This window comes from Mesorhizobium sp. P3_A8 (assembly GCF_056402995.1).
The window spans coordinates 37,621-50,056 of the sequence record NZ_JBFUGI010000002.1 but is presented as its reverse complement, the minus strand read 5'-3'; the positions used below and the strand labels follow the sequence as shown (position 1 = coordinate 50,056).

The 12,436-nt window shown below is 62.2% G+C and carries 13 protein-coding genes; 9 read left to right on the top strand and 4 right to left on the bottom strand.

The features are described 5' to 3' along the window. The first annotated feature begins 13 nt into the window (after positions 1-13). From AC1DX4_RS04325 to AC1DX4_RS04300, 6 genes are all read left to right on the top strand, one after another. Positions 14-706: a corrinoid protein gene (locus tag AC1DX4_RS04325; protein ID WP_477219161.1), complete on the top strand. Its 693-nt coding sequence runs from the start codon at positions 14-16 to the stop codon at positions 704-706. A 100-nt stretch (positions 707-806) separates the two neighbouring features. Then, the gene (locus AC1DX4_RS04320; protein WP_477219160.1) at positions 807-1,916 is read left to right on the top strand and encodes a mandelate racemase/muconate lactonizing enzyme family protein; all 1,110 of its coding nucleotides are present in this window, start codon (positions 807-809) and stop codon (positions 1,914-1,916) included. 167 nt (positions 1,917-2,083) lie between these two features. Further along, positions 2,084-2,563 carry a DUF3828 domain-containing protein gene (locus AC1DX4_RS04315; protein WP_477219159.1) on the top strand — a complete coding sequence of 160 codons (480 nt, stop codon included), beginning with the start codon at positions 2,084-2,086 and terminating at the stop codon, positions 2,561-2,563. Positions 2,564-2,862: 299 nt separating this feature from the next. Beyond that, positions 2,863-3,831 (top strand): right-handed parallel beta-helix repeat-containing protein, encoded by a 969-nt coding sequence (locus AC1DX4_RS04310; protein ID WP_477219158.1) that lies wholly within the window; start codon positions 2,863-2,865, stop codon positions 3,829-3,831. 240 nt (positions 3,832-4,071) lie between these two features. Continuing rightward, complete coding sequence (locus tag AC1DX4_RS04305; RefSeq protein ID WP_477219157.1) at positions 4,072-4,659, top strand: YqhG/Tai3 family protein; 588 nt, start codon at positions 4,072-4,074, stop codon at positions 4,657-4,659. Between the two features lie 7 nt (positions 4,660-4,666). After that, the gene (locus tag AC1DX4_RS04300) at positions 4,667-5,542 is read left to right on the top strand and encodes an alpha/beta hydrolase (RefSeq protein ID WP_477219156.1); all 876 of its coding nucleotides are present in this window, start codon (positions 4,667-4,669) and stop codon (positions 5,540-5,542) included. A gap of 7 nt (positions 5,543-5,549) precedes the next feature. Here AC1DX4_RS04300 and queF read toward each other — a convergent pair whose 3' ends face one another. Then, the gene (gene queF / locus AC1DX4_RS04295) at positions 5,550-6,011 is read right to left on the bottom strand and encodes a preQ(1) synthase (RefSeq protein ID WP_477219155.1); all 462 of its coding nucleotides are present in this window, start codon (positions 6,009-6,011) and stop codon (positions 5,550-5,552) included. A gap of 60 nt (positions 6,012-6,071) precedes the next feature. Here queF and AC1DX4_RS04290 point away from each other — a divergent pair, with 60 nt between their 5' ends. Beyond that, positions 6,072-8,117: an oxidoreductase gene (locus AC1DX4_RS04290; protein ID WP_477219154.1), complete on the top strand. Its 2,046-nt coding sequence runs from the start codon at positions 6,072-6,074 to the stop codon at positions 8,115-8,117. 12 nt (positions 8,118-8,129) lie between these two features. Here AC1DX4_RS04290 and AC1DX4_RS04285 read toward each other — a convergent pair whose 3' ends face one another. Continuing rightward, positions 8,130-9,149, bottom strand: a complete 1,020-nt coding sequence (locus tag AC1DX4_RS04285; RefSeq protein WP_477219153.1) for a LacI family DNA-binding transcriptional regulator — start codon at positions 9,147-9,149, stop codon at positions 8,130-8,132. Positions 9,150-9,263: 114 nt separating this feature from the next. Between AC1DX4_RS04285 and AC1DX4_RS04280 the strand changes: the two genes are divergently transcribed. After that, positions 9,264-10,457: a phytanoyl-CoA dioxygenase family protein gene (locus AC1DX4_RS04280; protein ID WP_477219152.1), complete on the top strand. Its 1,194-nt coding sequence runs from the start codon at positions 9,264-9,266 to the stop codon at positions 10,455-10,457. A gap of 145 nt (positions 10,458-10,602) precedes the next feature. On the opposite strand, the gene AC1DX4_RS04275 is transcribed toward AC1DX4_RS04280, so the two are convergent. Further along, positions 10,603-11,010 carry a hypothetical protein gene (locus AC1DX4_RS04275; protein ID WP_477219151.1) on the bottom strand — a complete coding sequence of 136 codons (408 nt, stop codon included), beginning with the start codon at positions 11,008-11,010 and terminating at the stop codon, positions 10,603-10,605. Between the two features lie 172 nt (positions 11,011-11,182). On the opposite strand from AC1DX4_RS04275, the gene AC1DX4_RS04270 reads away from it, so the two are divergent. After that, positions 11,183-11,611: a MarR family winged helix-turn-helix transcriptional regulator gene (locus AC1DX4_RS04270; RefSeq protein WP_477219150.1), complete on the top strand. Its 429-nt coding sequence runs from the start codon at positions 11,183-11,185 to the stop codon at positions 11,609-11,611. A gap of 18 nt (positions 11,612-11,629) precedes the next feature. Here AC1DX4_RS04270 and AC1DX4_RS04265 read toward each other — a convergent pair whose 3' ends face one another. Beyond that, positions 11,630-12,331: a polysaccharide deacetylase family protein gene (locus tag AC1DX4_RS04265; protein WP_477219149.1), complete on the bottom strand. Its 702-nt coding sequence runs from the start codon at positions 12,329-12,331 to the stop codon at positions 11,630-11,632. Between the last annotated feature and the right edge of the window lie 105 nt (positions 12,332-12,436).

Sequence of the window (12,436 nt, the reverse complement as noted above, 5' to 3'; positions counted from 1 at the left end):
TGGCGCAGGCAAAATGTCCGACGACGAGATCATCCTTTCTGAACTTTCCGATGACGAGTTGGTGCAGCAGATGCACGACGATCTCTATGACGGGCTGAAGGAAGAGATCGAGGAAGGCACCAACATCCTGCTGGAGCGCGGCTGGGTGCCTTACAAGGTGCTGACCGAGGCGCTGGTCGAAGGCATGCGCATCGTCGGCGAGGATTTTCGCGACGGCATCCTGTTCGTTCCCGAAGTGCTGCTGTCGGCCAACGCCATGAAGGCCGGCATGTTCATCCTGCGTCCGCTGCTCGCCGCCACCGGTGCGCCCAAGCAGGGCAAGATGGTGATCGGCACCGTCAAGGGCGACATCCACGACATCGGCAAGAACCTCGTCGGCATGATGATGGAAGGCGCCGGCTTCGACGTCATCGACCTCGGCATCAACAATGCGGTCGAGAAATATCTCGATGCGATCGAAAAGCACCAGCCCGACATCATCGGCATGTCGGCGCTTTTGACCACGACCATGCCCTACATGAAGGTCGTCATCGACACGATGAAGGAAAAGGGCATTCGCGACGACTATGTCGTGCTGGTTGGCGGCGCGCCGCTCAACGAGGAATTCGGCAAGGCCGTCGGCGCCGACGCCTATTGCCGCGATGCCGCGGTGGCGGTCGAGACCGCCAAGGACTTCATGAAGCGCAAGCACAACGTCCGCGCTTGAGCACAACAGTTCGATCCAGCTTTGTGACCGAGAGCGCCGTCATGCACCGTGGTGGCAAGATGGCCAGAATCGCTTGGCTCGAAGGGAGCTAAGGCCCAATATGCGTATCGAGTCGATCAAAGTCTATCAGATGTCTCTGCCTGTCAAAGGCGGTGCCTACCGGATGGCCAGCGATACCGTGCAGGATCTGGACAGCACGCTCGTTGAAGTGACCACCGAGGACGGGCTGTCAGGCTGGGGTGAGACTTGCCCGGTCGGCCCTGTTTATCAGCCCCAACATGCTCTGGGCGCGAGAGCGGCAATTGCCGAAATAGCGCCGGGGCTCGTTGGCGAGGACACTACGTCGATGCGCCGCCTCGCGAAGAGAATTGACGAGCGGTTGAACGGTCACAACTATGCCAAGGCAGCCTTGGACATAGCTCTCCTCGATCTTACCGGCCAGCGGCTGGGCGTTCCGGTTTCAACACTTCTGGGCGGTGCGCTCACCGACCGTGTGCCGTCCTACTACTCGACTATTGTCGGTCCACCGGACGAGACTGCGCGCATTGCCGTCGACAAGGTCAAGGCCGGATACCCACGGCTTCAGATCAAGATTGGCGGACGGGATCTCGAACAGGACGTCGCCACCGTGCACAAGGTATGGGAAGCGGTTGGCTTCAAGGCTCGGATAGCCGTCGACGCCAATCGTGGCCTCACGGCCGCGGCGGCGCTGCACATCGATCGGCTTTGCCAGGCAATCCCGTTCGTGTTCGAACAGCCTTGTAACACCATGGAGGAAGTCGCGAGCCTCAAGGGACGCGTTACCCACCCGGTCTACCTCGACGAGAATACCGAGGATTTGAATGCCGTCCTGCGGGCAGTTTCTTCAGGTATCGCTGACGGATTCGGATTGAAGGTGACCCGCCTTGGCGGCCTCACCAGGATGGTCACGGTCCGCGACCTGTGTGCGATACGATCTCTTCCGCACAGTTGCGACGACGCCTGGGGTGGGGACGTCATCGCCGCGGCATGCGTGCACCTGGCCGCTACCGTCGAGCCGAGACGCTTTGAGGGCGCCTGGATCGCGCAGGAATACATCGAAGGGCATACCGATCCCGTAAATCCCATCGTCATCGAAAACGGGCATATACGCGTCCCCCAGATGCCAGGGCTTGGTGTCAAACCTGAGCGCTCCCGACTCAAAGCGCCGGTCGCGATTTTCGGAGGCTGAGGATCCTGTGATGCTCGCGGCGATTGTATCTGGCCAGTATCGTCGGCAATTGCGAACCTCCAGAACATCTGGCGGGGCATCTGAGGCTGGCGCCGCAGGGCTTCATGAGCCGCAAGAAAACCGATATGCAGGATGCGTGGTGTTGATTGCTTCACCGGAGATTCTGCATGAGACTGACAGTGCTCCTTGCCGCTCTTGCGACAGCCTTGCCCGCAACCGCCTTCGCCGGGCCGGCGTCCGACGCGGTGAAGTTCTTCTATGTTCCGGCGGTTAAGTTCGAGGCCGACGCACAATACCGGGATCGCTTCACCGAGCCGGTGACGAAATTGTTCGATCTCAACGATCAGGCGACCAAGAAGAATCCCGATCAGGTCGCCTGTATCGACTTCGACCCTGGTCTTGACGCGCAGGATTTCGACCAGAAAACGGTCTCCAAGACCCTGAAACTGTCCGAGACGGTGGATGGCGACACCGCGCAGGTGGTGGCGAACTTCAGCCTCTTTCCGGACGGCGACGATTCGCAACGCGAAATGCACTGGTCGCTGAAGAAGGTCGATGGCAAGTGGAAGGTATCGGACATTGCTTCGAAGACCAGCGCCTGGACGCTAAGCCAACTCGAATGCATGGCGGGCCAGGATCCGGAGTGACGCCATGGGCCTTGGCCGTTCCGGCGGGGGGGCGAATCGGCTGATTTATGTCGCTGCTTGCCATCCCTGGCGCGCCAAGCTTGCTAAATTTCGTGGAACGTCAAGCACTTCGACTGTAGTGTGAAGGCTATGTAACAAAGGCACGATGGCGGCTGCGTAGCTTGGCGGACCGCCGTTCATATGAGAAATTCAAATTGGTGATTCGGTTTTGACGTCACGTTGCTTTCGACGAGGCAACGCGCTAAACTTCCTCCGCTTGGTTGTGAACGATTATCTTGTTCCATTTAGGGGGAATGATCATGAAAATTCTAGGATACCTATTATCTTCGCTGCTTCTCGTGCTGGTGATGGCCGTGACTGCTACGCCGGCTTCCGCGCAGGCGACCCGGACATGGGTTTCAGGCGTTGGTGACGATGCCAATCCCTGCAGTCGCACGGCGCCGTGCAAGACCTTCGCTGGCGCGATCTCGAAGACCGCGGCCGGCGGCGAAATCAACTGCATCGATCCAGGTGGCTTCGGTGCGGTAACAATTACCAAGTCGATGACCATCGCTTGCGAGGATGTCGAGGCAGGTGTGTTGAACGCATCGACAAATGGCATCATCGTCAATGCGTTGGCCACTGACGTTATCGTTCTTCGTGGTCTCGATATCGACAGCGCGACGGCTGGTCCGGGTCTCAACGGAATCCGGTTTCTTGCCGGCGCCGCGCTGCATGTCGAGGATTGCGTCATTCGTGACAACACTGGCGCTGGCGCCGGGAACGGCAACGGCATCTTGTTCGCACCGTCTGGCACAGCCGAACTCTATGTCCGCGACACAATCATCACCGGCAACAATGACGGCATTCATATCCAGCCGACCGGTGCCGGCGTCGCCAAGGTCGTCATCGAGACCTCGTCGATCGAGAACAACAACCTAGCCGGGGTGAAGGCGGACGGCACCAGCAACACCGGTGGCTCGAACACGACTATTGTGAACAGCAATGTCTCGGGCAATACCAATGCCGGTATCAGCATCCTGAATCCGGGCGGCGGGCCGGCCATCAACCTCATGGTCGACGGCGTTACCGTGGCCAACAACGGTGCGGCAGGCGGCCTGCGCGTCGACGGAGCGAATGCGACAATCCGCGTCGGCAGATCGACCATCTCCGGCAACGCGACCGGAACGGCCATCGTCAATGGCGGCGTGATTTCGTCCTACGGCACCAACCAGCTCAACGGCAACACGGCAGATGGTCCCAATCCACCGACCATTCCGCAGAAATAGCTGTTGACAGCAACGGCGGGCGCGGGATGACTGCGTGAACCCACGAAAATGCTCCGCGCAGGCGACTGCGCGAGCAAGCAATTGAGGCGGTCTGGGGCTATTCGCGCCAGTGAGTTCAGCATGTCCATGAATCGGGCCCGAAGGCCATCGGCTGGATTCTCAGCCAACCCGACCGCGTCGCCGACCGGATCCCGCAATGCAGCCTTCCGCTTCAGTCTCGTGGCTTTGTCGATCGCTGGCATGTTATCCGTGGCAGCAGGTGGCAGCGCTGTGGCGCAAGGGCTGTTTGGCGCGCCCCCGGCAAACGCTCCGGCCAACGGCGCGCCCTCGGCTAGCGCTCCTGCCGACAGCGGGACGCCGCCCGCCAACGCACCGGGCGGTGCGGTGGAGCCGGCAACGCCGCCGGTTGCCTGGCCGCCCAGCGCCCCCGCCGCGCCCATCCAGCCGGGATCGCCGACGGCGGTGGTGCGGCCGTTCTACAATCAGGTTGGGCTGGAGATCGATCCGGCGCAGCGCAGCCATTTCATCGATCCGGCGAAAACCGTGCTCGATAAGAGCGACGCGCTGCGCAAATCCGGGCAGGGCGAATGCCTCGATCCCAACATGGCGCTGGACAATGCCGATTACGATAAGCTCGCAATCGACAAGAGCCTGAAGAGCATCGAGGCCGTGAACGGCGATCAAGCCAAGGTGGTCGTCGCCTTCGTCGTCGAAGGCCATCAGCACCGGCTGGAGTGGAAGCTGAAAAAGGTCGATGGCGACTGGAAGATATCGGACCTGCTGTCGGTGACCGGCGAGTGGGCGCTCAGCCAATATCAGTGCGAATGAACCGGCAATGAAGCTTCGCTTGTGGCTCGCGATCGTGCTGGTCGGGCTCGGCGCTGCCGCAGGCGTGTTCGACTGGCACATCGGCACCCTGCTGATCGCACGCCAGCCCCGGCAAGCTCTGGTGGCGCCTGGCGACTTTCCCGTCGAGCGGGTTGTGCTCGATCAGGCCGATGCGCCCGAGCTTGTCGGCTGGGTAGCCGATCGAAAGGGCAGTTGCGGCGCGATTGTGCTGCTGCATGGGCGCGGCGCTAACAGGCTGGCCTTGGTTCAAAGGGCGAAGCTTTTGTTCGGCGCCGGCTATTCCGTCATCCTGTTCGACCTGTCCGGGCACGGCGAGAGCGGCGGCGCCACTCAAGGCTTCGGCTACAGCGAAGGGCAGGACGCCGCCCGCATCATTGCCTTTGCCAGGCAACGCTTCCCCGGCCAGAAACTTGGGGCGTCCGGCTCATCGCTGGGTGCCACGGCATTCGTCTTTGCCGCACAGCAAGCGCCTGCCGATGCCTATGTGCTGGAGCAGCTCTACGCGAGTTTGCGCGAGACCACGGCATGGCGCATGCCTTTCCACTTCTGGCGCGGTTTCCAGGCCGATGTGCTTTTGGCGCAGATGCCGGTTCGTCTCGGCTTGAGCGCCGACGACGTCAGGCCGGTCGATCGCCTCGGCAAGATCGGTGCACCCCTGATGCTGCTTGCGGGCAGCGTCGATCCGTTCATCGATCGTGGCCAGGTGATGGCGCTGCAAAACGCCGCCACCGGCTCGCAACTGGTCTGGTTCGAAGGGGCAGGCCATGTCGACCTGCTGCGCTACGACCTGCCACGCTACCGCGATGCCGTCCTTCCCTTCCTGGCGACGAGGCTATGCCTGACGGGTGCCGGCAATGGTTGACATCAGTTCAGCCGCGCCCGCGATAGGGCGCCACACCGGTGTCGGGCAGCCAGGCGCCTTCCGGTGGCGCGCCGGTCTGCCAGAACACATCGATCGGAATGCCGCCGCGCGGATACCAATAGCCGCCTATACGCAACCACAGCGGCTTGGTTGCTGCCACGATGCGGCGGCCGATCATGACGGTACAATCTTCATGGAAGGCGCCATGGTTGCGAAACGAGGTCATGAACAGCTTCAGCGACTTCGATTCCACCAAAGCCGCATCGGGTGCATAGTCGATGACGATATGGGCGAAATCCGGCTGGCCGGTCACCGGGCACAGCGAGGTGAACTCCGGGCAGGTGAAGCGAACGATCGCCGGCGGACCGTCGCCGCGCGAAAACGGCACGGTCTCCAGGACTGCTGCTTCGGGGCTCTGTGGCGTCTCGACATGGGCGCCGAGCTGGGTAAGGGTTTTGGTATCGACCATGGGCGGTTGTCCTTCGAATTTGCCGCGCTCATTAGCACAATTTGAAAAAGCAGGAAGACGATGACCAGCAACGACCCGCTTCTCCAGCCCTACCAGCTCAAGCATCTGACGCTGAAGAATCGGGTGATGTCGACCAGCCACGAGCCGGCCTATTCCGAGGATGGCATGCCGAAACAGCGCTACCGGCTCTACCACGCCGAAAAGGCTAGGGGCGGTATGGCGCTGACCATGACGGCCGGCTCTGCGATCGTTTCGCGCGACAGCCCCGCCGCCTTCGGCAATTTGCATGTCTATGACGACCGCATCGTGCCGTGGCTGGCCGAACTCACTGAGGCCTGCCACGAGTATGACTGCAAGGTGATGATCCAGATCACCCATCTCGGCCGCCGCACCGGTTGGAACAAGGCCGACTGGCTGCCGGTGCTTTCGGCTTCGCCGGTACGCGAGCCGGCGCATCGCGCTTTCCCGAAAACGATCGAGGACTGGGACATCGAGCGCATCGTTGCCGACTACGCTTCGGCTGCGCAGCGCTGCCAGGCGGCAGGCCTCGACGGCATCGAGTTCGAATCCTACGGCCATCTGATGGACGGCTTCTGGTCGCCGGCCACCAATCATCGCGATGACGCGTATGGCGGCTCGCTCGACAACCGCCTGCGTTTCACCAACATGGTGCTGGACGCCGTGCGCGCTGCGGTCGGCGAGAAATTCATCGTCGGCATTCGCATGGTTGCCGATGAGGACTTCGAGAAAGGCCTGTCGAAGGAGGAGGGTGTCGAGATCGCCAGGCGGCTGGCCGGCTCCGGCAAGGTCGATTTCCTCAACATCATCCGTGGGTCGATCGAGAGCGATGCGGCGTTGACCAAGGTCATTCCGGTGGCCGGCATGCGGTCATCGCCGCACCTCGATTTCGCCGGCGAGGTGAGGGCGGCGACAAAGTTTCCGACCTTCCACGCGGCGCGCATCTCCGATGTCGCCACAGCGCGTCATGCTATCGCCACCGGCAAGCTCGACATGGTCGGCATGACGCGTGCGCATATCGCCGATCCCCACATCATCAAAAAGGTGATGGAGGGCCGTGAACACGAGATCCGCCCTTGTGTCGGCGCCACCTATTGCCTCGACCGCATCTATGAGGGTGGCGAGGCGCTGTGCGTGCACAATGCCGCGACCGGCCGCGAGGCCGAGATTCCGCACATTATTGTCAAGACCGAAGGGCCGAAGCGGAAGGTCGTCGTCGTCGGTGCCGGCGCCGGTGGGCTGGAGGCGGCGCGTGTCGCAGCCGAGCGCGGCCATCAAGTCAAGATCCTGGAGGCATCGTCGCAAGCGGGTGGCCAGGTGCGTCTGGCGACGCAGAATCCGCGCCGCAAGGAATTGATCGGCATCATCGACTGGCGGCTGGCCGAACTCGACCGGCTCGGCGTCGAGATCCGCTATGACACCTGGGCGGAAAAGGATGATGTTCTGGCGCTGGCGCCCGATGTGGTGATCGTTGCCACCGGCGGCCTGCCGCAGAACCCGCCGCTGACAGCGGGCGACAATCTCGTCACGTCGAGCTGGGATATCATGGCCGGCAGCATCAAGCCGGCCGAGAACGTGCTGCTGTTTGACGACAATGGCGGCCATCAGGGCATGGGCGCGGCCGAGTTGATCGCAACCGCGGGGTCCAAGCTGGAGCTGGTTTCGCCGGAGCGTTTCTTTGCCCCCGAAATGGGCGGCATGAACCACGTGCCGTATATGCGCGCCTTTCAGGAACAGGGCGTCACCATCACCATCAACACGCGCCTGCGCTCGGTGCGCCGTGAGGGCAATCAACTGGTCGCCGAACTTGCTTCGGATTTTGCCGATGGCTGGCGCGGCGAGCGACGGGTCGACCAGGTGGTGGTCGAGCACGGTACGGCGCCGCTCGACGATCTCTACCTCAGCCTGAAACCGCTGTCGCGCAATGGTGGCGCGGTGGATTACGAGCGGCTGGTCAACGGTGGCGACATTTTCCCTACACGTAACCCCGAAGCCGGCTTCGTGCTGCTGCGCATCGGCGATGCGGTCGCCTCACGCAATATCCATGCCGCCATCTATGACGGGATCAGGTTCGGCTTGCGGATTTAATCCACGACCAGCTCACGCCGGCATGTTGAACGGCGTGATGATCTGGATGTTGGACGCGCCTGGCGCGACCGATTTCGGCAATGCGCCCTGTGCCCGCATGATGTGGATGCAGGCCGTCCTCATGTCTTGTCTGAGATCGTGATGCAGTACGGCCGAAATGCGTCGGCTTCGCAGCAAGTCGAGATTGTCGGCGTCGAGATCGTGGCCGATGAACACCCGGCACGGCCGTTTCACCGCGGCGAATGCCTGCACGATGGAGGCGTTTCCGCCGCCGATGGAGTACACCGCCGTAATGTCGGGATGATTTATCAGCGCGGTGCGGACCAGCTCGCCCGTCGCGCGATCGATGCCGTGCCCTTCGCTGATGTCGACGATCCCGAGATCGGGAAAGTTTTCGCGCAAGGCGCGGCGAAAGCCGATCTCGCGCTCCTCCTCACCCCGGAACCGGTTGCTGCTCAATGTGACCAGGACATCAGCATGTCGTCCACCCAGCCATGCGCCGATCAGATAGGCAGCCGTTTCGCCGGCGGCGCGGTTGTCGACGCCGACATAGGCCAGCCTCCGGCTGTTCGGCAGATCGGTGACCAGGGTCACGACAGGTATGCCCGACTGAACGATCCGATCCACCGCGGCCGCTATCTCCGGAACATCGGGCGCCTTGAGGAATATGCCGTTGCTGCCGCGACGGGCAATTGCATCAAGCAGGGAGACGGTGTTCGCCACCGCTCGCATTTCGGCAAGGTGGTAGCGTGACCGGAACACGGCCGGATGGAGGCCCGGCATCTCGGCCTCCAGCGCCGCACGCACCGCCTCGGTGAAGCGCACCGGAGCCTCCATGACGAGATCGAGAATGAATTTGCGGCCGGACAGACCGAGCTGCGAGCGTTGTGTTTCCAGTTCGCGGATCGCCTGCTCGATGCGGCGGATGGTGTGCTGACGCACGCCGCTGCGCCCATGCAGGACACGGTCGACCGTGGCGATACTGACGCCGGCCTGCTGGGCAATGTCCTTCACCAGGAATGGATGCGACATCAGCAGTCTCGATCCGATCTTGAGGTGTTTTTGAGGTGTTTCAGCGATATGCCACCTCTCAGTCGGAGCTATACTTCCGCCATCCAGTCGAAACAAGACCATGGGGAGGATACCGTGAAGGCCGACAATTTTTCCAAGCTCAGATCCGATCGTGTCTGGTTAACCGCCGATATGTGCAGCATCGACGATTTTGCGGCGTCGACGCAACGGACCACAAACCTGGCGGACTATCCGTTCGCGTCCGAGGTGCAGAAGAACGTCCTGATCTACGACGGTGCCGCGGTGCGCGCGGCCGCCGGCGATCCGGCCCGGCGCAAGGCGCTTCTCGCCGAGTGGGTCGAGGCGATGACGGACGGCCCAGGTGTGGTCGTCTTTCGCGGCGCTTTCGAGAATGTGGCCCCGATCGATGCCGCGACGGAGGCCTTCAACGCCATCATCGCCGAGGAGCGCGCGGCCGGGGCAGGCGGAGGCGATCATTTTGCCAAGCCCGGTGCCAACGACCGGGTGTGGAACGCGCTGGAAAAGCTTTGCCTGCGCGATCCCGCAACCTTCGCCGCCTATTACGGCAACGACATTATCGCGCTGATATCGGAAGCCTGGCTCGGCCCGGCCTACCAAGTCACATCGCAGGTCAACAATGTCAGGCCGGGCGGCGCGTCCCAGTCGGCGCACCGGGATTATCATCTCGGCTTTCAGACCGCATCGGTCATCGAACGCTACCCGGTCCATGTCCATCGGATTTCGCCGGTGCTGACGCTGCAGGGCGCCGTCGCTCATTGCGACATGCCGGTGGAAAGCGGCCCCACGCTTTACCTGCCCTATTCGCAGACCTATCTGCCCGGGTACCTGGCGATGAACCGCCCCGAATTCCAGGCCCATTTCACCGAGCATCATGTTCAACTGCCCCTCAGGAAAGGGGATGCGGCGTTCTTCAATCCGGCGCTGTTCCACGCCGCCGGCACCAACCGGTCCGCCGACATCCAGCGCATGGCGAACCTGTTGCAGGTGTCATCGGCCTATGGCCGCGCCATGGAGAGTGTGGACCGGACCCGCATGAGCGCGGCCCTCTATCCAATTGTCCAGCGCATGCTGGGCGATGGCAGCCTGACCAGGCAGGCGGTCGACAACGCCATAGCATCGTCGGCGGAAGGCTATTCCTTTCCGACCAATCTCGATCGCGACCCGCCGCTCGGCGGCCTTGCGCCGGAAACACAGCAGGCGCTTTTCCATCGCGCGCTGGATGCGGGATGGGAACCGGCCGTCTTTGTGGAGGCATTGGAAAACCAGGCGCGCAAAAAGCTAACCTGAGAAAGGCTGCTGCTGCAATTCGTACCGCTGGTGGCGCGCGGCTAAGCCTGCGTACGAGAGCCCGTGTACGTTGGCCTGACCGCGCGCCCGCACGTCATTGGCTCGTTGCCAGACAACGTACGATCTCGTGAGCTGGTGCTGCGTCTCAGAACATCCTGGCGACAGCCATGCACAGCACCGTGATGGCCAGCAGCCGCGCGGCAATGCGTTCGCCCGTCGCCATTCTCGAACGCAGTTGCGTTTCGGTTTCCGCATTGGCGCCGGCAAGCCGCCGGCTGGGCGCCCTGACCATGGCGCCGAGGACGCCGGCGGCGGCGAAGGCGGTCAGAATGCCGAGCGCCAGCACCATCTCCGTCAAGCCAAAATAGGCTCCGTGGAAGAAGTACCACAGCAGCGCCCCGGTCAGGAAAACCATGACGGCGGCGCCCAACTGTGGCCGGATGAAGCGCTCGGCCCGGATCTCGGGATCGCGCGCCAGCGTGACCGTGGTGCCGGCCCAGAAGACGCCTGCCAGGACATGAAGACCGATGACGACGATATAGACATATTGCATGACCGGATTTCCTCTTTCGCCTGCTGTCCACAAATAGTTAGATATCTAACTGTTAGATGTCAATGTATAAACGCGGGCCTGTTCCATCTGTGGAAAACACCGTCTTTGTCTGACGCAATTCCGGACGGAAAACCGCTTCACACTTTTCCTGAAATTGCTCTAGTGTCCCGCGATGACCCCCTTTGAACGCCCGCCAGTCGGCATGAATCTCGGCCGCACCGCCAAGCTTGTTGCGCAGGCCTTCGACGCCGCTTTGGTCGAGGCCGGCGGTACATTGCCGGTCTGGCTGACATTGTTGTCGGTTAAGTCGAATGGGCTAGCCAATCAGCGCGAACTCGCCGGCATGATCGGCATCCAGGGCGCGACGCTCACCCACCACCTCAACGCGATGGAAGCGCAGGGACTGCTGACGCGCCGCCGCGATCCCGTCAACCGCCGGGTTCATCTGGTCGAACTGACAGACGCGGGAGAAGCGCTGTTCGAAAAATTGCGACAAGCCGCACTTGTCTTCGACAAGCGGCTTCGCACCGGACTGCCCGACGAGCGTCTGGCGGAGTTTGCGCAGGTGCTGGCGGCATTGCGGGACAATGTTGAAGGCTAGAAGAGCCGGCCCATGGGCTCAGTCATAGCTCTGGATCGCTCCAAACGCATATTGGCGTAGCTTCAGCGCGGTGACCAGGTTGGTGAGCTGCGTCTTGCCGTCAAAACCGTCCTGGAACATCTCGTCATGCATCAAGAGGATCAGCTTGCCCGGCTTGGCGAAGTGACCATAGCCGAACAGATGATCGATCTCGCTGACCAGATGATCGACGCTCTGGACCGGCTCGCCGCTATCCTTGTGCACCCATTCATGGTCCCAGCCATAGAGATAGAAGCCGGAAGCCGCGACGAACTCGTAATCTGGGTCCTCTCGGCCGGCTTGTGCCTGGCCGAGCGAGTTGTCGTTCTTTGACATCGAAGGCAGCCGGAACACATCGCGCCCCGGCAGGCGCGCGTGCACGGCGGGCTCCAGGCCCAGCACGGCATTCGCCATGAGCATGTCGGCAACCACCCCTTCCGTGTCGCTGTAGAAGTGCCGGTAGTGATTGTAGGCATGGCTGTAGCTGTGGTTGCCGATCGTCACCAGCGGCATCGCCTTGGCGCGCCGCACCAGCGCCTTGTTGGACGCACTGGCCTCGGCATGCATGCCGACCATGAACAGCGTTGCCGGAACCTGCTCTTTCGCGAGCACGTCGAGGATGTTGCTGGTGCCGTTGAGCGGGCCATCGTCGAAGGTGAGATAGATGGTGCGATCCGCCCCATAGGCGGGCCACGCGGACATCAACATGGCCGCCAGGACAAACCGCAAGAATGTCATAAGCCACACGATCCGGTTGTTGTCGCGACAGGCCGCCATCTCGGCGGCTGGCTGTCAAGCCGGGCTGGA

Bases quoted from the DNA above. Each gene is read 5' to 3' on its own strand.
- AC1DX4_RS04325 (WP_477219161.1), top strand. From the start codon at position 14: ATGTCCGACGACGAGATCATCCTTTCTGAACTTTCCGATGACGAGTTG.
- AC1DX4_RS04320 (WP_477219160.1), top strand. From the start codon at position 807: ATGCGTATCGAGTCGATCAAAGTCTATCAGATGTCTCTGCCTGTCAAA.
- AC1DX4_RS04315 (WP_477219159.1), top strand. From the start codon at position 2,084: ATGAGACTGACAGTGCTCCTTGCCGCTCTTGCGACAGCCTTGCCCGCA.
- AC1DX4_RS04310 (WP_477219158.1), top strand. From the start codon at position 2,863: ATGAAAATTCTAGGATACCTATTATCTTCGCTGCTTCTCGTGCTGGTG.
- AC1DX4_RS04305 (WP_477219157.1), top strand. From the start codon at position 4,072: ATGTTATCCGTGGCAGCAGGTGGCAGCGCTGTGGCGCAAGGGCTGTTT.
- AC1DX4_RS04300 (WP_477219156.1), top strand. From the start codon at position 4,667: ATGAAGCTTCGCTTGTGGCTCGCGATCGTGCTGGTCGGGCTCGGCGCT.
- queF (WP_477219155.1), bottom strand. From the start codon at position 6,011: ATGGTCGATACCAAAACCCTTACCCAGCTCGGCGCCCATGTCGAGACG.
- AC1DX4_RS04290 (WP_477219154.1), top strand. From the start codon at position 6,072: ATGACCAGCAACGACCCGCTTCTCCAGCCCTACCAGCTCAAGCATCTG.
- AC1DX4_RS04285 (WP_477219153.1), bottom strand. From the start codon at position 9,149: ATGTCGCATCCATTCCTGGTGAAGGACATTGCCCAGCAGGCCGGCGTC.
- AC1DX4_RS04275 (WP_477219151.1), bottom strand. From the start codon at position 11,010: ATGCAATATGTCTATATCGTCGTCATCGGTCTTCATGTCCTGGCAGGC.
- AC1DX4_RS04270 (WP_477219150.1), top strand. From the start codon at position 11,183: ATGACCCCCTTTGAACGCCCGCCAGTCGGCATGAATCTCGGCCGCACC.
- AC1DX4_RS04265 (WP_477219149.1), bottom strand. From the start codon at position 12,331: ATGTCCGCGTGGCCCGCCTATGGGGCGGATCGCACCATCTATCTCACC.